The 21,375-nt window shown below is 62.2% G+C and carries 17 protein-coding genes and 2 tRNA genes; 7 read left to right on the forward strand and 12 right to left on the reverse strand.

The window, feature by feature from the left end:
* Positions 1–3: 3 nt before the first annotated feature.
* The 7 genes from pheS to uvrB all read right to left on the reverse strand — a co-directional run bounded on the left by pheS (position 4) and on the right by uvrB (position 7,123).
* On the reverse strand, positions 4–1,005 hold the full coding sequence (pheS, locus tag ACFOSU_RS11555; protein ID WP_380689740.1) for a phenylalanine--tRNA ligase subunit alpha: 1,002 nt from the start codon (positions 1,003–1,005) through the stop codon (positions 4–6).
* A gap of 115 nt (positions 1,006–1,120) precedes the next feature.
* Entirely contained in the window at positions 1,121–1,477 is a 357-nt protein-coding gene (gene rplT, locus ACFOSU_RS11560; RefSeq protein WP_380689742.1) for a 50S ribosomal protein L20, read from the reverse strand.
* A gap of 80 nt (positions 1,478–1,557) precedes the next feature.
* Positions 1,558–1,755, reverse strand: coding sequence for a 50S ribosomal protein L35 (gene rpmI, locus ACFOSU_RS11565; protein WP_380689744.1), 198 nt, complete (start codon positions 1,753–1,755; stop codon positions 1,558–1,560).
* Between the two features lie 40 nt (positions 1,756–1,795).
* Complete coding sequence (gene infC / locus ACFOSU_RS11570) at positions 1,796–2,335, reverse strand: translation initiation factor IF-3 (RefSeq protein ID WP_380690021.1); 540 nt, start codon at positions 2,333–2,335, stop codon at positions 1,796–1,798.
* A gap of 109 nt (positions 2,336–2,444) precedes the next feature.
* Positions 2,445–4,352: a threonine--tRNA ligase gene (gene thrS, locus ACFOSU_RS11575; RefSeq protein ID WP_380689746.1), complete on the reverse strand. Its 1,908-nt coding sequence runs from the start codon at positions 4,350–4,352 to the stop codon at positions 2,445–2,447.
* A 291-nt stretch (positions 4,353–4,643) separates the two neighbouring features.
* A tRNA-Val gene (locus tag ACFOSU_RS11580) sits at positions 4,644–4,720 on the reverse strand.
* Between the two features lie 384 nt (positions 4,721–5,104).
* Entirely contained in the window at positions 5,105–7,123 is a 2,019-nt protein-coding gene (gene uvrB, locus ACFOSU_RS11585) for an excinuclease ABC subunit UvrB (RefSeq protein ID WP_380689748.1), read from the reverse strand.
* Positions 7,124–7,339: 216 nt separating this feature from the next.
* Between uvrB and ACFOSU_RS11590 the strand changes: the two genes are divergently transcribed.
* The 3 genes from ACFOSU_RS11590 (at position 7,340) to ACFOSU_RS11600 (ending at position 12,909) form a co-directional block, all read left to right on the forward strand.
* Positions 7,340–7,415 (forward strand) — tRNA-Asn (locus ACFOSU_RS11590).
* Positions 7,416–7,914: 499 nt separating this feature from the next.
* Positions 7,915–8,655 (forward strand): hypothetical protein, encoded by a 741-nt coding sequence (locus ACFOSU_RS11595; RefSeq protein ID WP_380689750.1) that lies wholly within the window; start codon positions 7,915–7,917, stop codon positions 8,653–8,655.
* 189 nt (positions 8,656–8,844) lie between these two features.
* Positions 8,845–12,909, forward strand: a complete 4,065-nt coding sequence (locus tag ACFOSU_RS11600; protein WP_380689752.1) for a CheR family methyltransferase — start codon at positions 8,845–8,847, stop codon at positions 12,907–12,909.
* Positions 12,910–13,049: 140 nt separating this feature from the next.
* On the opposite strand, the gene ACFOSU_RS11605 is transcribed toward ACFOSU_RS11600, so the two are convergent.
* A complete protein-coding gene (locus tag ACFOSU_RS11605) occupies positions 13,050–13,703 on the reverse strand; it encodes a response regulator transcription factor (protein ID WP_380689754.1) in 654 nt (217 codons plus the stop codon).
* A 189-nt stretch (positions 13,704–13,892) separates the two neighbouring features.
* On the opposite strand from ACFOSU_RS11605, the gene ACFOSU_RS11610 reads away from it, so the two are divergent.
* A complete protein-coding gene (locus ACFOSU_RS11610; RefSeq protein WP_380689756.1) occupies positions 13,893–14,306 on the forward strand; it encodes a response regulator in 414 nt (137 codons plus the stop codon).
* Between the two features lie 115 nt (positions 14,307–14,421).
* Entirely contained in the window at positions 14,422–14,808 is a 387-nt protein-coding gene (locus ACFOSU_RS11615; RefSeq protein ID WP_380689758.1) for a DUF2267 domain-containing protein, read from the forward strand.
* A gap of 42 nt (positions 14,809–14,850) precedes the next feature.
* Here ACFOSU_RS11615 and ACFOSU_RS11620 read toward each other — a convergent pair whose 3' ends face one another.
* On the reverse strand, positions 14,851–16,302 hold the full coding sequence (locus tag ACFOSU_RS11620) for an NAD-dependent succinate-semialdehyde dehydrogenase (protein ID WP_380689760.1): 1,452 nt from the start codon (positions 16,300–16,302) through the stop codon (positions 14,851–14,853).
* Positions 16,303–16,775: 473 nt separating this feature from the next.
* Here ACFOSU_RS11620 and ACFOSU_RS11625 point away from each other — a divergent pair, with 473 nt between their 5' ends.
* Both ACFOSU_RS11625 and thpD read left to right on the forward strand, forming a co-directional pair.
* On the forward strand, positions 16,776–16,991 hold the full coding sequence (locus ACFOSU_RS11625; RefSeq protein WP_380689762.1) for a hypothetical protein: 216 nt from the start codon (positions 16,776–16,778) through the stop codon (positions 16,989–16,991).
* 157 nt (positions 16,992–17,148) lie between these two features.
* Complete coding sequence (thpD, locus tag ACFOSU_RS11630) at positions 17,149–18,096, forward strand: ectoine hydroxylase (protein WP_380689764.1); 948 nt, start codon at positions 17,149–17,151, stop codon at positions 18,094–18,096.
* A gap of 168 nt (positions 18,097–18,264) precedes the next feature.
* On the opposite strand, the gene ACFOSU_RS11635 is transcribed toward thpD, so the two are convergent.
* The 3 genes from ACFOSU_RS11635 to ACFOSU_RS11645 all read right to left on the reverse strand — a co-directional run bounded on the left by ACFOSU_RS11635 (position 18,265) and on the right by ACFOSU_RS11645 (position 21,347).
* On the reverse strand, positions 18,265–18,846 hold the full coding sequence (locus ACFOSU_RS11635) for a DUF2845 domain-containing protein (RefSeq protein ID WP_380689766.1): 582 nt from the start codon (positions 18,844–18,846) through the stop codon (positions 18,265–18,267).
* A gap of 71 nt (positions 18,847–18,917) precedes the next feature.
* A complete protein-coding gene (locus tag ACFOSU_RS11640) occupies positions 18,918–19,622 on the reverse strand; it encodes a general secretion pathway protein GspB (protein ID WP_380689768.1) in 705 nt (234 codons plus the stop codon).
* Positions 19,623–21,347, reverse strand: a complete 1,725-nt coding sequence (locus ACFOSU_RS11645; protein ID WP_380689770.1) for an ExeA family protein — start codon at positions 21,345–21,347, stop codon at positions 19,623–19,625. It abuts the gene before it with no gap.
* Positions 21,348–21,375: the final 28 nt, after the last annotated feature.

The raw sequence follows: 21,375 nt of genomic DNA on the forward strand, positions 1-21,375 counted from the left end.
ACATCAAGCGAACTGCGCCAGAAAGCGCAGATCGTTTTCATAGAACTGGCGCAGGTCGGTTACCCCGTAACGCAGCATCGCCAGGCGTTCGACGCCCATGCCGATGGCGTAGCCGGTATAGCGCTGACCGTCGATGCCGGCTGCTTCCAGAACCCGCGGGTGGACCATGCCGCAGCCGAGCACTTCCATCCAGCCGGAGCCGGTGCCCAGGCTGCGGCCGTCGATATCGACCTCGGCCGAGGGTTCGGTGAAGGGAAAGTACGACGGCCGGAACCGCAGCTTCAACGAGGTCTCGAAGAATGCCTCGAGGAACGCCTGCAGTTCGGCGCGCAGTTCGGCGAAGCTGACCCGCTCGGCCACGTACAGAGCCTCGATCTGATGGAACATGGGGCTATGGGTGCGATCGGAGTCACAGCGATAGACGCGTCCCGGGGCGATGATGCGAATCGGCGGCTGGCGCTGCTCCATGGTGCGAATCTGCACTGGCGAGGTATGCGTACGCAGCAGCAGCCGTGCGCCATCGACATAGAACGTATCCTGCATTGCCCGCGCGGGATGATCGGGCGGCACATTGAGTGCTTCGAAGTTATGGTAATCGTCTTCGATTTCCGGCCCGTGCACGACCTCGAAACCGTTGCGCGTGAACAGCGACTCGATACGGCGGCGGGTCTGCGTGATCGGGTGCATGGCGCCCGAGCGCCGGCCGCGCCCGGGCAGCGTCACGTCCACGCTCTGCCGCGCCAGCTGTGCTTCGAGGGCGGCCACTTCCAGGACCTGCTTGCGCGCGCCGATCGCGGTAGCGAGTTCCGTCTTGAGCTCGTTGATGCGCGCGCCTTCCTGGCGACGACGCTCGGGTTCCAGCGCGCCGAGCTGCTTGAGCAGCGCGGTCACCCGGCCCTTCTTGCCAAGCAGTGCGACCCGCTGGGCATCCAGCGCATCGAGGGTCTCGGCGGCCGCGATATCGGCCAGGGCAGCGTTGCGCAGGCTATCCAGTTCGGTCGTCATTCTTCGACACCTTCAACAGCACAAATGGCAGATAAACAAAAAGGGAAAGGCACAGGCCTTTCCCTTCATGTCATCTGCTCAGATTCACACGGCGCGGGCGCGGAGCCCGCGCGAATCAGGCCTGAGCAGCCTTGGCCTGCTCGACAATCGCGGCGAACGTCGCCTTGTCGCGCACCGCGAGATCCGCCAGGATCTTGCGATCGAGTTCAATGCCGGCCTTCTTGAGACCGTTCATGAACACGCTGTAGGACACGCCGAGCTCCTTGGCGCCCGCGCTGATACGCGTGATCCACAGGGCGCGGAATTCGCGCTTGCGGTTGCGGCGATCGCGATAGGCGTACTGGCCGGCCTTGAAGACCGCCTGACGCGCAACGCGATAGGTACGACTACGTGCGCCGTAATAACCTTTCGCTTTCTTGAGTACTTTCTTGTGACGGGCTTTCGCCGTCACGCCGCGACTGACTCGTGCCATTTTCGCGCTTCCTGTTGGTAATCGAATTCAAGACAGCACGGAACTCGTACTGCCCTATGTTAATTGCAGTCGTGCCCGACCTAGATGTAGGGGATCAACCGGTCCATGCCCGGCTGGTCCGCATCCGACACCAGCGCACCCGAAGCAAGACGACGCTTACGCTTGGGCGACTTCTTGGTCAGGATATGGTTATCGAACGCGCGACGACGACGGAGCTTTCCGGTGCCGGTGCGCTTGAAGCGCTTGGCCGCGCCGCGATTCGTCTTGATCTTGGGCATAACGTCTCTCTAAATCAACTGGTTCCAAACTCGGGGTTCGTTAGTTCTTGCTCTGCTTGGGCACGCCCTTGAGGGGCGACATCACCATCGTCATCAAGCGCCCCTGCATTTCCGGGTGCTGCTCAACGCCGGCCAACTCGTCCAGATCATCACGAACCCGATCCATCAGCTCCATTCCGAGCTCTTGATGGGCCATCTCGCGGCCACGAAAGCGCAGCGTAATCTTGATCTTGTCGCCTTCTTCAAGAAATTCCTTGAGCTTACGCAGCTTGATGTTGTAATCGCCGGTATCGGTCCCCGGGCGAAACTTTACTTCCTTGAGCTGCGTCTGCTTCTGCTTGGACTTGCCCGCCTGCTGCGTTTTCTTCTTCTCGAAAACATGCTTTCCGTAATCCATGATCTTGCATACAGGCGGCGTCGCATTGGGCGACACTTCTACCAGATCAAGTTCATATTCGGCCGCACGGGCCAGCGCGTCTTCGATCGACAATATGCCGACCTGTTCCCCGTCCGGGGCGATCACGCGAACTTCGCGTGCGGTTATCGCATCGTTACGGCGATCCTTTTGTCCAGAAGCGATTTCAGCGTCCTCCTTGCTTTGTCGGCGTTTCGCGCCGTTTCATGCGGTCACCAGCGGCGCGAAGCGCGCGAGTATAGCAGATGCCGCACTGTATTCCAGCCTGTTGTGGCTATTTTCTTTCTTTTACCCGGACCTGGGCAAGTTCGATGAACTCGGCCACCGGCATGCTGCCCAGATCCTCGCCCTCGCGGGTACGGACCGCGACCGCATCTGACTCGACCTCGCGGTCGCCCACGACCAGCAGATAGGGCACGCGCTGCATCGTATGCTCGCGAATCTTGTAGCCCACCTTCTCGTTGCGCAGATCCACGTCGGCGCGCAGCCCGGCGTCACGAAGCTGTGAGACCAGTGCGGCCGCATAGTCGGACTGGGCGTCGGTGATGTTCAATACCACTGCCTGCGACGGCGACAGCCACAACGGCATGGACCCGGCATGGTGCTCGATCAGTATACCGATGAATCGCTCCAGCGAGCCCAGAATAGCGCGATGAAGCATGACCGGAACCTGTCGGTCGCCGTTCTCGTCGACGTACTCGGCGCCGAGGCGCTCCGGCATCGAAAAATCGAGCTGCATCGTGCCCAGTTGCCAGACGCGATTGAGACAGTCGCGCAGCGAGAACTCGATCTTGGGACCGTAGAACGCGCCCTCGCCCGGCTGCAGCTCGAAATCCAGACCCTTGTCGTCCAGGCACTTCTGCAGCGCGGCTTCGGATTTGTCCCAGATCTCGTCCGAGCCGACACGTTTTTCCGGGCGCGTGGAGAGCTTGATGATCACTTCATGAAAGCCGAAGTCGGCGTACACCGAATACAGCAGGTCGATGAACTGACTGACTTCCGGGCCGATCTGCGCCTCGGTACAGAAGATATGCGCGTCGTCCTGGACGAACCCTCGTACGCGCATCAAGCCGTGCAAGGTGCCCGAGGCTTCGTTGCGATGACAGGAGCCGAATTCGGCCAGTCGCAGCGGCAGATCGCGGTAACTCTTGAGGCCGCGATTGTAGATCTGCACATGCGCCGGACAGTTCATCGGCTTGACCGCAAACTTGCGGTCTTCGGAGCCGGTGATGAACATGTCGTCGGCGAATTTCTCGGCGTGTCCGGATTTCTCCCATAGAGAGAGATCGATCAGCGACGGCGTATGGACTTCGCGGTAGCCCTCCCGGTCCAGGCGGCCACGGATATAGTCGGTGATCTGCAGATAGATCTGCCAGCCGCGGTCGTGCCAGAAGATCATGCCCGGCGCTTCTTCCTGGATATGGAAAAGATCCTGCTTGCGCGCGATCAGGCGATGATCGCGCTTCTTCGCCTCTTCCATGCGGGCGATATAGGCCTTGAGCGCTTTCTTGTCGGCCCAGGCCGTACCGTAGATGCGGGTGAGCATCTCGTTGTTCGAGTCGCCGCGCCAGTAGGCGCCGGCCAGACTGATCAGCTGAAAGGCGCGCAGATGCCGTGAATTGGGCACATGCGGACCCTTGCACATGTCCACGTAGTCTTCGTGATGATAGAGCGCGATGGTCTCGCCCTCGGGAATATCACGCACGATCGCCTGCTTGTAGGGTTCGTGGCGTTCTTCGAAGGTCGCGAGCGCCTTGTCGCGACTCACTACTTCGCGGATGACTTCGTGATCGCGCTCGGCCAATTCGTGCATGCGCTTTTCGATGACGGCCAGATCTTCCGGCGTCAGGGTCTTGTCGAGCGCGATGTCGTAGTAGAAACCGTCCTCGATGACCGGGCCGATCGCCATCTGCACATCAGGATACAGCGTCTTGAGCGCCTGCCCCATCAGATGGGCGCAGGAATGCCGAATGATATCGAGACCGGCGTCGTCTTTCGCCGTGATCAGCGCGACCTGCGCATCGTGATCGATCTCGACGCTGGCATCGATCAGTTCGCCGTCGACGCGCGCCGCCAGCGTGGCCTTGGCCAGCCCGGCGCCGATCGATTCGGCGACCTGCATGCCGGTTACGGCATGATCGAAGATTTTGACGGTGCCGTCGGGCAGCGTAATGGCAGGCATGGTCATCCCCTGTCAGTGGCGGCCCATACCAGGGGCCGCATGCGTGGTCGGCCCGATAAGGGGCCGAAAACAACGAAGCCGCCGGACAAACATCCATGCGGCTCGTGTCAACAGATTGGGTAGGCGCGAGTGGATTCGACCACCTTGCGACAGCGAGGTGACGCGACCAACGGGAGTCCGAAGGATCGGCTTCGCGAGAAGCCGACAACCCCGACCCGAAGGGCCGGTGGTGAGAAACCCGCAAGTCACCGTGATGTCGATTCACAGCACTTACCGCCACTAACAATATAGTGGTAGGCGCGAGTGGATTCGAACCACCGACCTCTACCATGTCAAGGTAGCGCTCTAACCAACTGAGCTACGCGCCTGTCGAGGGCGCAAAGATACCGATAAACGCAACGCGGGGCAACCGGAAATTGCAGGATGCGCCTGTGTTGTGCCTTGGGAACCTCTGATCGAATCCTCGCGGATCGCGTTTGAGTCCCAAAAGGCGTCGATACAAGGCGCCGGGCGCCGCGTCCGGGCCCCATTATCTACAAGGCCCGGACCCAGCCCGGCAACCCCGTAGCGGCGCGCTTCGTTGATTTTCAAGGGGGCCAAACCCCTTCAGGGCCGGGGCTTTGCGCGCGCCTGGACGGCGTCATGGCTCGCTACCGTGCAATGAGCACGCTACGCTCACCATTCCTTGCCAGCCACGCGCAAAGCACTCCGGCGCGACCGTGACGATTCAATCAGGGATTCCCTTGCGAGGTTCATCCGGTCTTGGCCGGCAGCTCGAATGCGTTCTCGCGGATCCTGGCAATCTGGTCACGCAGCCGTCCGGCCTGCTCGAATTCGAGATTCTCGGCGTGCTTGAACATCTGTTTTTCGAGCTTGTCGATTTCCTTGGCCAGCTGCCCCGGTTTCATGCGCGCATAGTCGACGCCGATCTCGGCGACTTTCTTGCGTTCCTTGACCTCGCTGTAGTCCTCGTAGCCGTGGCGCATGACGTCGCCCACCGCTTTCTCGATCGTCTTCGGAGTAATGCCGTGCGCTTCGTTGAAGGCGATCTGTTTTTCGCGTCGACGTTCGGTCTCGTCGATGGCGCGCTGCATGGAGCCGGTCATCTTGTCAGCATAGAACACGGCGCGACCGTCCACGTTGCGCGCGGCGCGGCCTACGGTCTGTATCAGCGAGCGATCGGCGCGCAGGAAGCCCTCCTTGTCGGCGTCGAGAATCGCCACCAACGCGACCTCCGGAATATCCAGGCCCTCGCGTAGCAGGTTGATGCCGATCAGCACATCGAATTCGCCCAGGCGCAGGTCGCGGATGATCTCGCTGCGCTCCACCGTATCGATATCCGAATGCAGATAGCGCACGCGCACGCCGGACTCATGCAGATAATCGGTGAGATCCTCGGCCATGCGCTTGGTGAGCGTGGTCACCAGCACGCGATGCCCGCGCGGCACGACCACTCGAATCTCCGAGAGGAGATCGTCGACCTGGTTGGTGGCTGGGCGAATCTCGATCTGTGGATCGACCAGGCCGGTCGGCCGCACCACCTGCTCGACCGTGTTGTCGGCGAACTCCGTTTCGTACTTGCCAGGGGTGGCGGACACATGAATGAGCTGCGGCGCCATGCGTTCGAATTCATCGAAGCGCAGCGGCCGGTTATCCATGGCGGACGGCAGCCTGAAGCCGTACTCCACCAGTGTTTCCTTGCGCGCCCGGTCGCCCTTGTACATGCCGCCGATCTGGGGCACGGTCACATGCGACTCGTCGAGCACCATGATGGCGTCGTCCGGCAGATAATCGAGCAGGCACGGCGGCGGCTCGCCCGGTTCGCGTCCGGACAGATAACGCGAGTAGTTCTCGATGCCCGAGCAGAAGCCGATCTCGTTAATCATCTCCAGATCGAACAACGTGCGCTGTTCAATGCGCTGGGCCTCCAGCAGCTTGCCGACCGACTGGAAGTACTGCACCCGCTCCTTCATCTCCGCCTTGATCAGGCTCATGGCACCGAGCATGCGTTCGCGCGGCGTCACGTAGTGCGTCTTCGGGTAGATCGTCAGGCGCGGCACCTTGCGGCTCACGGTGCCGGTCAAGGGGTCGAAGTACGATAGCCGCTCGACCTCGTCGTCGAACAGTTCGATACGCACCGCCTCTTCCTCGGCCTCGGCGGGAAACACATCGATGGTCTCGCCGCGAACCCGGTAGGTACCACGCTCGAGCGCGACGTCATTGCGTTTGTACTGCAACTCGGTCAGTCGAGTGACGATATCGCGCTGGCCAATGCGATCGCCCTCGTCCAGATGCAGGACCATGGAAAAATAGGCTTTCGGATCGCCCAGACCGTAGATCGCCGACACCGAGGCCACGATGATCGTGTCGCGGCGCTCCATCAGCGCCTTGGTCGCCGACAGCCGCATCTGCTCGATATGGTCGTTTATCGACGAATCCTTCTCGATGAAGGTATCCGACGACGGCACATAGGCCTCGGGCTGGTAATAATCGTAATAGGAGACGAAATACTCGACAGCGTTGTCCGGAAAGAACTCCTTCATTTCGCCGTAGAGCTGCGCCGCCAGCGTCTTGTTCGGCGCCATGATCAGCATCGGCCGCCCGGCCTGCATGGCAACATTGGCCATGGTGAAGGTCTTGCCGGAACCGGTGACGCCCAGCAGAATCTGATGCGCCAGACCGTCGTCGAGACCTTCCAGCAGCCCCTTGATCGCCGCTGGCTGATCGCCGGCGGGTTCCCAATCGGCCTTCAATTTGAACGCTTCTGTCATGGCGATAATGTTTGGCGCGATTCCACGAATTGCAAGCCGCACTCTACGCCCACTACGGGCCCTGAAGATGCACCGTGACGACTCCAGCCGACCCGCATCCGCCCGGGTCGCTGATCAGGCACGCAAAATACGGCCGGATGGCTTGCCAAGTTCCACTTGTTCCAATAGCATACGCGGCCTCGCTGCTTAGGCGGCGAACCTCAGCCGAGAGACAGTTCCCCGGTAGCTCAGTTGGTAGAGCGGGTGACTGTTAATCACTAGGTCGGCGGTTCGAGCCCGTCCCGGGGAGCCACTCGTTCATGGACACGTGAACGACACCTCCCGCACTGTCCTCGGCTCTCCAGCACTTCTTCTCCCACATCCCTACGGATTATTGTCCGTGCGGCGTTTTCGCGCGCTCGGCATATGGCTACGTTCGCCGCGCGCGAAAGGCGGGCAAGCCACCCGCCATAGCGATGCAGGGCCCGCCTCTGGGTGCATCGCCCCTCTTGTCGAACGCTGTCTAAGCCGACTAGCCGGTATCCGCGGAAACGGTTCGCTAGCATTTTTCCCTATTTCAACTCGTGACTCGACGGATGGGCGCGCCCGCGTGGCGATGGTTCAATACAGGTCAGCCGTTACAGGAGCACGGCGACGGCCGGCGGGAATGGCCCATGTCGCTGGATGGCGTCGCCCGCCGCAGGGCGCCGATTGCCGCGTTGCTTCATATCGCGGAGGTCCACAATGAAAGTCTTGGCAAGGATTGAGCCGCAGCCACCGAAAGGCGTGAAATACATGCTGGGCGGCGAAACATGGCTGGCGCCGCGCAGCGAAGCCCGTTGCGATTGCGCTGCGAGGAATGGGGAAACCTGGGGTCGTTGGAACTGGACCCGGAGATACCGGAAAACTCGCAGGGGCTAAGACTGCGAACGTCCGACATCGCCGCCCCACCCGGCGCGCTCGGTTTCGCCCAACGCAACGGCGTATATTTCTGGACGGACACGGACATGTTCGGTCGCGGCGCGCGGGAACTTGCCGACATCAGCGTGCACCGACATGAACAGACGCCCTGGTTCGAGCTGGCGTTGAGCGCCGACGCGCTGGCTCGTCACGATGACAAGCGCATCCGGCTGATGTTCGAAAGCGCTTACATGCACGCCGCGCGGCCGCCCGGCATGACCCTGTGGTTCGCCGCAAACGCCGATGGCGGCGCGCATATGTATATGTCTCCGGTGTCGGCCGCGCCGGCCGCCGCGGTCGTGGAACGGTTTCGAGCGACACCCTGCCGGGCACCCTCCCAGCCGCTTGTGCTGATCGCGGGCGACCGTGACGCAAGCAGCCACCCCGACGACAGCCCGTCACACCGCAGGCCTCTCGCGAAACCATGCCTGCGTAGCTATCTTCCCGTTGCCTACGCATGCCGGACGGTGACAGCGCTCGAGGACGCGCCGGGCAAATTCGCCATGCATCAACTCAGACCTTTCGTGCAGCGTTTCTCGACAGCTTGGTTCACCTCTCGATCAGGCGCACAGATCTTAATCAGGGGCAGGTAACGGATAAACCGCTTGGCTATCGGCCGCCGATGCCCTCCAGCCCAACCCGACAGCCGCTTGTGCCTGCTCCTTGTTTCTTCCCATCTCGAAGAGATGATTCGGCCCCCGCTCCGGCGGAGTTTTTTTGGTCTATGCTTGAGTGTCGGCTGGTCCACGTCGACCCGCGATTTTCCCACCTGCTGCACACTCATGAGCCGAATCGAATTACCTTCCGCCCACGAGCCGCCCGGCGCATCGCTACCCGTCGTGATCGTCGGCGCGTCGGCTGGCGGTCTCAAGCAGTTGCAGACGCTGTTTCGCGCGCTCTCGCCGGATACCGGTGCGGCGTTCGTGGTCCTGCTGCATCTGGCGCCCAAGCAGCGCTCCCACCTGGACGAGATCCTGGGCAACGCGACAAAACTGGATGTCGTCGCGATCGAGGACGGCATGACGCTCGAGGCCGACCGCGTGCACGTCATACCGTCCGGCCAACGGCTCACGCTCGACGGTGACACCCTGCGGCTTTATTCGGACGAACGCCACAGCGCGATGACCGGGTTGATCGACGAATTCCTGCAGAACGTGGCGCGCGAAAAAGGGACGTCGGCGGTCGGCATCATCCTCTCGGGCAGCGGCAGCGATGGCGCCCTCGGCCTCAAGGCGATCAAAGCCATGGGCGGCCTGACCATGGTCCAGGAACCGATCAATGCATTGCACGACGGCATGCCGCGTACGGCCATCGAAGCCGCATTGCCGGATTACGTGCTCGACACCGTCGAACTCGTGGCCCCGCTCGAGAATCACCTGCGGCTGAATTTCGGCGCCGACAGTGCCGACGACGATGCCGGCGCCGTGGCCGACGATGCCCTCGATCAGGTACTGGCAGTACTACAGTCGCGCGAGCGCAACCATAATTTTGCGCACTACAAGCCGGCCATGCTCAAGCGCCGTATCCGCCGGCGCATGGGCATGAACGGGATTCGCCGCCTCCCACAATACCTGGAACTGCTGAACGCCGATTCCGCTGAATGCGAGCGCCTGGGCCAGGATTTTTTGATCAGCGTCACCGAGTTCTTCCGCGACCCGGCCACCTACGAAACGCTGAAAAAGACGGTGATCGAACCGCTGCTGGACGAGCACAAGACGAACGACCCGCTGCGCATCTGGATACCGGGCTGCGCCACCGGCGAGGAAGCCTATTCCGTGGCCATCTGCGTAGCGGAGGCAATCGCCGCTATCGGCACCAACCATCAGTTCACGGTATTCGCCAGCGATATCGACCGGCGCGCGCTCGAATTCGCCCGGGCCGGCGTCTATCCGGAAGCGATTGCCACTGTGGTCTCCGAACAGCGGCTGCGTACATTTTTCGACAGAATGGATCATCACTACCAGATCAAGCCAAGTCTGCGTGAGCGTGTCGTATTCGCGATCCAGAACGTCACTGAAGATCCGCCCTATTCATCGCTCGATCTGGTCAGCTGCCGCAATCTTCTGATGTACATGCAACCCAGCATGCAGCGGCGCGTGCTCGGCAGTTTCCATTTCGCGCTGAAGAACGACGGCTTTCTGTTGCTGGGCAATGCGGAAACCGTCGGCGGGCAGGTCGACCTGTTCGAAACCGTGGTCAAGGAACAAAGGCTGTTCCGACGTATCGGGCCCAAGCAGCGCAACCGTCTGGATTCGGCGTTCCCGACCCGGTCGCCCCGCCGCGGGTCGTTGGAGCCACGCCCGGCCCAGCACCCGCCGCCGGACGACGATGTCGAGGGTATTGCGCGCGATGTGTTGCTGCAGGACCATGTGCCGGCAGCCGTGCTGATCAACCGAAAGCTCGAGATACTGTGCGGCTACGGCCCGACCGGCGATTACCTGTCGCTGCCCTTCGGCCAGTCCTCGCTAGCGCTCATGGAGATGGTGCACAGCGCGTATCGCAGCGCGGTCCGGGCCGCGACCCACCGCGCCTTTCGCGACGACCGGATGGTCAAGGTGAATGCGGCGCTCAAGACCGACGACGCGGGATCACTCACGATCACCGCGCGCCCCCTGCACCGGCCCGATTGCGCCCACGGCCTGATGCTGGTCATATTCGAACCCGTGGTCGCACACGTTCCGGCGCTCGACCGCTCGACTGGCGAAAACACCCTCGAGCGCCAGCTTTCGGACGAGCTCGACGCCACTCGACACGATCTCAACAGTACGATTCAGGCTCTGGAAGCCTCCAATGAAGACCTGAAAAGCTCCAACGAAGAAATACTGTCGATGAACGAGGAACTGCAGTCCTCCAACGAGGAGTTGGAAACCTCCAAGGAAGAACTGCAGTCGGTCAACGAGGAACTCACCACCGTCAACGGCGAACTGGAGAACAAGCTCGAGGAACTGGAAACCGCCCACAACGACCTGCACAACCTGTTTTCCGGCACCCAGATGGCCACCCTGTTTCTGGATCGCTCCCTTTGTATCAAACGCTTCACACCGACCGTCAAGGCACTGTTGAGCGTGATCGACTCCGATGTCGGGCGGCCGTTGAGTGATATCACCTTCAAGTTCGACGATGCCGAGCTGCTCGATGACGCCGACCGGGTACTCGAGGAGCTGTCGATCCGCGAACGCGAGATCGAGGCCACCGATGGCAGCTGGTATCTGCGCCGTGTGCTGCCCTACCGCACACGCGTGAACAGCATAGAAGGCGTGGTGATCACGTTTACCGATATCAATGCGCTCAAACAGGCCGCGCAGGCCACCCAGGACAGCGAACAACGGCTGGACCTGGCGCTGGGCACCATCAACGGCGGAATCTGGGACATGACCGTCGATCCGCACTCCGCCACCGCGACCGATCACGTCTATATCTCCGCGCGCCTGAAAGGACTGCTCGGCTTCGACGACAAGCAGCTGCCCAATTCACTGGCGAGCTGGCACGAACGTATCGCTGCCGAGGACCGCGTCCTGTTTCAACAGGTGCGGACACTGAAAATCGGAGAACAGCCCGTTATCGAATATCGCGCGCGCCACCGGAACGGCGGCATCCGCTGGTTTTCCAGCCAGAGCCGGGTGATCAGCGACGGCGAGGGCCGGCCGGTGCGCTGGATCGGTATCGACTACGACATCACCGAAGCCAAGCAAATCGAGCTGCGCAGTCGGCGCGCGCGCGCCCAACTGCAGTTGTTGGCCGACGCGCTGCCGCAGATGCTGGTCTATGTCGATAGCGAGCACGAGATCCGCTTCAGCAACCGCATGTTCAACGACTGGTTCAAACTGGACGCCGAAAACGTCGTCGGCCGCAACCTGAGTGACTTCATAGGCCCACAGGCCGCCGCCAGTCAGGAGCACGCCACCCGCTCGGCGCTATCGGGCAATCTGGTGAGCGGCAACCTGGTCCTCGACCACCCTGCCGGCGACACACGCACCATCGATATCAGTTACGTGCCACATGCAGTCGATGGTAACGTGCTCGGCTACTACGCATTGATGGTAGACGTTACCCATGCTGCGCGCCGTGATACGGACCGCATGGCGCGTCAATCCGGCCTGGTCATGTTGCAACGCATGGCCACCATAGGCGAGATGTCGAGCACGCTGGCCCACGACATGCGACAGCCGCTGTCGGCCATCAATAACTTTGCGGGTGCGCTCATGCGAATGCTGCACGCGGACAAGCCCACCGACCAGATCGTGCCGGTGCTGCGCAAGATCGCCGATCAGGTATCGCGTGCTAATAATATCGTCGATGTCACCCGGACTTTCGTCGGCCGCAGCGATGAAGGCGCGGCGGATACCGATCTCAACACGCTGGTGCATAGTGCGCTATCCCTCACCGAAGGCATGGCGCGCGAACGTAATATCGATCGCCGTTTGAACCTGCATACGCCACTGCCGCGCACGCATTGCCACTCGGTACAGCTCGAGCAAGTCATCGTGAACCTGTTGATCAACGGCTATGAAGCGATGGATGCCGTGCCTCGCGATGCGCGGATCATGACCATCGGTACCGCTATCTCGGGGGATGATGGCCGTGTGCGGATATCGGTGACCGATTCAGGCGACGGGATACCGGCCGACAAGATCGGCCGCATCTTCGACACCTTCTATACGTCCAAGCTCGAAGGCATGGGGCTGGGCCTTGCCCTCGGCCGCAGCATCGCCGAAAACCACGGTGGCTCGCTGTGGGCCGAGTCGAGCGACGGCAACGGCGCCACTTTTTTCCTGGAACTGCCGACAATCGACGGCGAGCACGTCGATGACGAGCACACCGGGAGCGATCAAAGTGCGCCCAGGTAAACGAATCGACGATCCAATCGGTAATCGTCTACGCAGCCGAGCACAGGGCGATCATCTTCGTCGGCGCCACTCGACAGACAATGCGGGGCGTCTCGGCTAGCCCATCGATCGCGCAGTCGTCGCAACCCTTTCCTCGCAAGCTAGGACGCCTTCGCCTGCTCATCGAGTCGATCGCCTGCGTCGAAGTCGAACGCATCGCGGACTTCCATGCACATGCGCACCAGCGACGCGAGCGAGTCGGCGTGCATCTTGCGCATCACATTGGCGCGGTGCAGTTCGACGGTCTTGGGACTGATCCCCAGCCGTTGTGCGATGCGCTTGTTCGAGCAGCCGTCGAATATTCCGTTGAGCACATCGCGCTCGCGCGGGCTGAGCAGCACGATACGAGCGATGATCGAGGCGTGCCGATTGGCCTCGACCTGTTGTTCACGGTTGAGCGCAACCGCCTCGCGAACCTTCTGCAGCAACAACTCGTCGTTCACCGGTTTGGTCAAGAACTCTATGGCCCCCTGCTGCATTGCACACACCGACGCATCCACATCGGCATGGCCGGTCAGAAAGATTACCGGCTTGTGCTGTGGCCGCGTCGCGCACAGGCGCTGTAATTCCAGGCCGCTCATGTCCGGCATGCGCAGGTCCATGAGAATACAGCCGGGCTGGCCGGTGTTGGGCGCGTCGAGAAATGCGTTGGCGTTGGCGTAGCAAACAAAGTCGAGATCGATTGACGACAGCAAGCAACCAATCGAATCTCGAATATCCGGATCGTCGTCGATTACGTGAATCAGTGCTCTCATGTCAGACCCCTGTCCGCCGATCTAGTAATAGTTCTAGGCTTAGTAACGGTAACAGCGCGTTTCAGGCGGGCTACTCCGTAATAATACGTATCCCGGTTTCAGTCTGCGCGCGTGACAATTGTAAGTATTCGTCGTAGCAAGAAAAAAGGGGTTCGCAGCGCCAATTTCTCCACGACAGGTACCGGACTTATGCGCGGTTACTCGACGGATAGCGAACATCGTGCGACGCCCAGCGTCGTCATCGTCGAGGACGACGGCGAGCAGCGGTACGCCGCCGAGTTGCTGATGAGAAGCGCCGGCTACAGCCCGCTATGCTATGCCAGCGCCGAGGCCATGCTCGACGCGCCGCTTCCGCCCGAGCCTCTTTGTTTCCTGGTGGATATCCACCTGCCCGGGTGCAGCGGCCTTGAACTGCAAAAAATCCTCTGCCGACGTATCCGGCACACGGCCATCGTCATGCTAAGCGGCGACGCCTCGGCGGAAGAGACCCGAATGGCGAAGGCCGAGGGCGTGCTAGCCATGCTGCGCAAACCGGTGTGCCCGGATCTTCTGCTCGACTACGTGGCACGCGGGGTCGCGGGCAGCCCCGTTCGCGACGAATAGCAGGCCGCACTCTTGCCGTGGCTCAGGACTTTCACTTATCGACGCCAACCTGAGCGCCGGGGCAATATCTCGAAGTTAAACGAGCGGGGCCACAATCCTCGAGACCATTCGGCTTATGCAAACTGACACCTTCGTCGCACGCGTGAGCGCGCGATGCCCCGAGCTTGATCCCGTGGCCGCGCACGATGTGTGCCTGATCACCGTGCGTGCGCTGTGCGAGCATCTTTCGCAGGCGGAAACCGAGCGTCTCTCCGCTCAACTGCCGGACGCGCTCGGCGACGCGGCCGCCGCCGGCGGCACGGAAAATCATATGCGCGGCAAGACGATTGCGCTCGACGATTTCCTCGAACAACTGGTGGCCCGCACCGAAATAGATCACGACACGGCCCGGCAGTTGGCAAGGGCGGTTGCCCAGACACTGCAACAGGCCGTACGCGAGAATGAGATCGAGAACGTCACGTTCGAACTGCCGGACGACCTGAGCACCCTGTTCACCGCCTAGCGCGGAGCGATCGCGCACCCGCTGTTGCGACTGCGACAGCGATCACCGGGGCGGTACACCGCCGATGCAGTAGTACTTGGTCTCCAGATATTCGTCCATGCCGACATGGGCGCCTTCGCGACCCAGGCCGGATTGCTTGATGCCGCCGAACGGCACATGCGGGCCGGTGATATCCATGGTGTTGACGCCCACCATGCCGTATTCCAGCGATCGCATGAACTTGCGAATACGCGCATCGGCGTGGGTGAATAAATAGCTGGCCAGGCCGTGTTCGGTCGCATTCGCCGCGGCAATGACCTCGTCGTCGTCATCGAACGCACGGATCGGCGCGACCGGCGCAAAGGACTCTTCTGTCGATACCCGCATCGTATCCGTGAAATCGGCTACGACGGTGGGCATGAAGAAATGCGCGCCCGGCGCGTCCGTCTGATCCCTGCCGATGATACGCGCGCCCTTGTCGCGGGCGTCCTCGATCAGCGACTGCGCTTTTTGCACCGCGTCCGCATGGATCAAGGGCCCGATTTCATTGGCTTCGTCAAAACCGCTGCCCACGGCCATCGCGTTCATGCGCTCACTGAAGCGTTCGACGAACGGCTCGTAGATCGAGCGGTGGACGAACAGCCGGTTGGCGGCGACGCAGTCCTGGCCGCTGGTCTGGAACTTGGCCGCGACGGCCGCCTCGACGACGGTGCCCAGATCGGCGTCTTCGCATACGATCAGGGGCGCGTTCCCGCCCAGTTCCATGGCCACGCGTTTTACCGTATCGGCACTGTCGCGCAACAGCTGCCGCCCTACTGGGGTCGACCCGGTGAACGAGAGTGCCCGCACGCGCGTGTCGGCACAGACACGTTCCGAAAAACGCTTGCCGGTGGTGGTGACCACGTTGAACTCGCCGTTGTTCAGGTCGACCTCTTCGGCCAGTGCGGCCAATGCCAGCGCGCAGAACGGCGTCTCGTTGGCGGGCTTGACCACGGTTGTGCAGCCGGCCGCCAGTGCCGCGGCCACCTTGCGGGTGATCATCGCCATCGGGAAATTCCAGGGTGTGATGATCGCGGCCACACCGACCGGCTCTCGTACGGTTCCCAGCGCCACGTGCGGATCTTCCGACGGTATCGTGGTGCCGCTCGCTCGCCGCGCCTCTTCAGCGAACCAGCGCAGGAAACTGGCCGCATAATCCACCTCGCCGCGGGCCTCGGCCAACGGTTTGCCCTGCTCGTAGGTCATCAACCGGGCCAGCGCTTCACGGCGACGGCACATGCCCTCGTACCAGGCCATCAGCCGATTGGCGCGCTCGATCGCGGATGTGTCGCGCCAACGGCCGAAGGCCGCGAACGCGGTGTCCACCGACGCGTCGATTGTGGCGTCATCCAGATCCGGCACCCGACCGATGCGGTCTGCGGTCGCCGGATCGACGACGTCGCGCCACGCCTGACCGCCGATCCAGCGACCACCGATGAAAGCCTGCTCGCGGATCAATGCGTTTTCGTCGTTCATCACCACAGCCGCTCCTCGAAAAACATCGCGGCCGATGCTAAGAGCCACGACCGGGCCATGAAATAAGTGAGAGCACGTAGATCCCGCGATGGCGGCCCGCTGCGCTCGGCGGCCGTGATTGCAAAGCCGGTGTGGCCGGGGCCCGCGGGCGATCCGGCGAACACGCAACGGCTAGGGAATATCCTGAACCGACTGGCGTAGCGCCCTGTTTATCCGCCTGGAATCAACCATTAGGCTGGACAAGAGGTTGAACCAATGCGGCGAAGGAGCTGGTGAATCACACCTCACGAATAGACATGAAACTGGGGGTTGAACGCCTCTTCTTTCATCGCCCGCCACCTTCGGGCCCGGCGAAACCATTGCCGGCAGGCGTTGATGACGCGCGATGGAATACAACGACTGCCCAGCGAATCGCTGCGACAGACAGGTCACGGCGGCAAACCGACCTGTCATGACCACGGATGGAGGAACAGATGGCTCAATGTGATTGCTGCGGAAACGACTACGACAAGGCTTTCATCGTCGAAATGGGCGGCCAACGCTATACGTTCGATTCCTTCGAATGTGCCGCCCACACGCTCGCCCCTACCTGTGCCACTTGCGGTTGTCGCATCCTGGGGCACGGAACCGAGGACAAGAACCGCTACTACTGCTGCGGCCATTGTGCGCAGGCGGGGGTCATGGCCTGAGCGCGCGCCCGCCTGCGCAATCGCCAACCCTGTGATCCGTAGTTTTTCGGGGTCACGAGGATGGAGCGCAATGTTAGCTTCGCTGCGAATTGACCGCGCCGTATGACTGCCGCGGTCGCCGACATCTTTACATCAGAACTGTGAAGGAACTTTTGTGATGACGAAAGCAAGACAATCGAGCGATTCCTATCCGACCCGCAGCGGCGAGAAGAAGACCATGTTCCCGCGGCTGGATCCGGTCGTGCATAACCGCAATCAGAACCGCTGGGACGGGCCGCTCGGCGAAGAAGCGCTCTCGCGTTATGAGCGGGACGGCTTTCTGTGGTTCGACGGCTTCTTCTCCCAGGAACGGGTCCAGCCGTTCTTCGATGAACTGCGCGACATGGCCCAGGACACGTCGCTGATGAACTCGAAGCAGGTAATCAAGGACCCCGAAGCCGACGAACTGCGTTCGGTGTTCGCGATGCACAAGATTTCGAAACGCTTTTCGGAACTGACGCGCGATCCGCGCATACTCGGCATGGTGCGCCAGCTGCTCGGCGGCGATGTGTACATCCATCAGTCGCGGATCAATGACAAGTTCGGTTTCCAGGGCAGCGGCTTCAACTGGCACTCGGATTTCGAAACCTGGCACGCCGAGGACGGCATGCCGCGTATGCGCGCGATCAGCGCCTCGCTCATGCTCACCGACAATAACGAGTTCAACGGCCCGCTGATGCTCATCCCCGGCTCGCATCATTATTTCGTGCCGGCGATCGAGCCCACGCCCGACGCCAACTGGAAGGATTCGCTCAAGGCCCAGCGCGTGGGCGTACCCGAGCAGGATGACCTCGCGTGGCTGGCCGAGCGTGGCGGCATCGTCGCGCCCAAGGGCCGGCCCGGCTCGTTGCTGCTGTTCGAATGCAACACCCTGCATGCCTCGAACAAGAACATGTCGCCCTGGCCGCGTTCCAACCTGTTCTTTGTCTACAACAGCATAGACAACACGCTCAACGAGCCCTATTGCGGCCATAAGCCGCGGCCGGAATTTCTCGCCACGCGCGAAGGCGTCGAGCCGCTGGACATGAACGACGCCGCGTTCCAGCCGCTGGAGAACGCGCGCTAGCCACGTAGCACTCGGCCGATTTCGGCGGAAGACGGTCAAAGCCCCAGCGTTACGGCGTCGGGGGCTTTGTTAAACGCGAGGTGCCGTTTTCGGGATTCGCGAATCACTCGCAGGCAAGCTGCAGGATCGTGCGCCTCCAACGCCGGACACAGGCGTGGCGCCCACTGGCTATTCGTCGAAACCCCGGTCCAGCGTATCGGTCTCCACCACGACCGCGTTTTCCAGCGTCACCTCGCGCAGCAACCTGTTGCCGCCGAAGTTGTAGATCCAGCGTTCCCGATAGACCGGCACCACGCCACGACGCAGATAGTAATCGCCGTTGGCGGTGCGTCCTCGGTTGCTGTAGATGAAACCAACGACGGTGCGCTGTGCCGGCTCGCCGCAGGCGGCGAGCAGCCGGTATTTGCTGATACCGCGGGCAATATCGCTGGGCCGACAGGACGTGGGCCCGCCTTCCGCGAAGCCATAACCGCCGTCGCGGATACGGTAGAGTTCGCCGTTGCGAAAGATCATGATCTGCAACAGGCGGCCCGGACCCCGGTTGTAGGTCCACTCTTCCATCGAAAAGGCCGCGCCGTAGCCCGCACCCGCGCCCCCGATCCAGGGATCGACGAAATTCGGCGCGCCACAGGCATTGCGCACAACGATCGCCGGGTCGCCGTTCTGAACGAGCTTGCCGCCGCAGCGTACGCTGTCTGCCGAAGCCTGCGGTGCACCGAACGATGCACCGATCAGCCATACCGCAATCAATAGCCACCGGCGCCGAGGAAAATACGCTGTCCGGGTTGCGAGTGCGGAGAGTCGACGGCGCACTCCGTGCATCAGCCCGGCCCTCTCACCTGGTAACGCTGGCCGCGATAGTTGAGTGTCGCGCCCTTGGCGTCGATGCTTTCGACGGCAGGCCCGGCGGCCAGCCGTTCACCTTCGTGATAACGCCGCCCGTTGACCAGGATGAAACTGCGGCCGGGCACGCTGCTGTAGAGATGACCGTTGATCGTCACCTGCGGCACGGCGCCGCCCATGTCCTCCATTGCCGGCGCATTTTCCTGATTGGAGGCCGAGAAGGTGGAGCTGTCGTCAAGCGGCGACTGCGAATAGGTGACGCGGCCACGCGATGGCAGGGGATCGTCCGACAGTCGCAGGCTGCCGAACCCACGATCATTGCGATCTGCCACCGGCGGCGGTGTGCTCGGCCGCGGCTGCACCGCAGTCTGAGCCGGCGCCGCAGCGGGCGCGGGCGCCGGGTTGCGCGCCGTGCTGGCTGCGACCGGGGCCATATCGTCGGCGGCAGCAGTCGTCACGTCGGCGCGCGTTTCATCTACCGACCTGCCCTCGCCGGGCAGGGTGAAATAAAGCAGCAGACCCAGATTGCATGCCACCAGCGCAATCACCACCCAGCGAAGCAGGCTTCCCGCCGTGCCCGCCCCGCCCTCCGGATCGCCCGCCGACAGGGTCCGCATATCGGCGCCACGCTGTTCGTGGCGCTCGCGTTCGGCTTTCTTCAGCGCGTCGACGAGATAGGACATCTACTCTTCCACTGTTTTGAGCGCGGGCGACCCCGGTGTCGCGACTGCTCCGTTGAGCATCATCTGCGTGCGCGGGCCCGCCATGCCATCGGGCTCGAGTCCGTGAACGAGCTGAAAATGCTTGAGCTCGGCTTCCAGCCGGTCGTCATACACGGGTGAAGGCGGGCCCAGGTCGGTATTCGGATTCTTGCCGTCCGCCCGGGCCAGGCGCCGACGAAGCCAGACCACGGCGTCACCCACGGCGCCCGGCTGGATCAGGCTGACCCCGGAATCCGAGCGCCAGACGACCTCGAACTGGCCGGTCCACAGGCGCGCCAACTCCGCGCGTGGCACACGCCGGGTGCCGTCTCCGCCCACCAGCGTGGCACTGTCCTTGTCGAGCGAACTCAACAGGACTTTCTGACGCTTGCCGTCGCGCTGGATGGTGAACAAAGCCGGCCGATTGTAGCGCTCGACCATGGCGAAGCTGCCCCGGTCGGACAGGCAGCGCAGATCGCCCACCCTCAAGGCGCCACAATTGGTCTGCACCTGCGACCCGAACACCCCCCACAGGCGCAACAACTGGCTGATATCCGCATCGCCCGGGGGAATACCGCCGGCGGGCGCGGTCGCGTCCGCTGTCGCAGTGCCGGCGCCGTCGCTGACCACGTCGGTATCCGGGCTCGCCGAATCGATGGCACCGTCGGCGTCCGCGATATCGACCTCGGCCGGCGTGCCCTCTCCGCTCGGCGACTGGTTTTCAGCGTCCGGCGAGGCGGCTACATCTGTATCCACCGGCGTGTCGTTGTCGCGATGGATCCACTCCGCGGCACGGCTCAGCTGTATGCCCGGATACCAGACGAGCACGCCGACCGCCGCCACCAGCACGAGCGCCAGCGCCGGCACCGCAACCCGTACCCAACGGCGCTTGCGGCGGCGCGGCAATGTTTCACTGGACGCGCGCAGCAGCATGCCGAGGCCGATACGCGACTTCGCATGCGCATAGCCGCCCATCAGCGCGCGTTCGCAGACCATGTTGATCAGTCGCGGAATACCTTTCGTGCATAAACGCAACCACAGCAGCGACAGTGGCGTGAACAGATGCTGGGAGCCACCGGCAAGTTTCAGGCGATGCTGTACGTAGGCCCGTGTTTCCGGCGTATCCAGCGGCTTGAGCCAGAAACGGGCGGTGATCCGCTGGGCCAGCTGGCGCAGATCATGCCGTGAAAGCAGGTCGTCGAGTTCCGGCTGCCCCACCAGGATGATGCGCATCAGCTTGTGTTTGTGCGTTTCCAGATTGGTCAGCAGCCGCAGCTGTTCGAGCACGCCGCTGCTCAGGTTCTGGGCCTCGTCGATGATCAGTACGGTACGCCGGTTGTCGGCATGGGTCGCCAGCAGATGACGGTTGAGACAATCGACCAGATTCTTCAGCGAGTTCCCGGCCTGCGGATCATAGCTTGCCCCCAGTTCATCGCAGATCGTGGCCACGAACTCCTTGACCTCCAGATGCGGATTCCAGCACAGGGCGATATCGAGATCCGGCGTGTCGTTGTCGACAAGCGCCCTTATCAACGTGGTCTTGCCGGTGCCGACCTCGCCGATCAAAGCCACGAAGCCGCCGTGCTCGCCGGTACCGTAGAGCAGGTGCCCGAGGGCCTCGCGGTGGCTGGCGCTCAGATACAGGAATGCCGGATCCGGAGTGACCGAAAACGGGTAATCTTTGAAACCGTAGTAGCGCAGGTACATGCAGACACGAAGGGGGCAATAACCCTGC

The organism is Salinisphaera aquimarina (assembly GCF_042643355.1).
In the GTDB taxonomy this organism is placed as follows: domain Bacteria; phylum Pseudomonadota; class Gammaproteobacteria; order Nevskiales; family Salinisphaeraceae; genus Salinisphaera; species Salinisphaera aquimarina.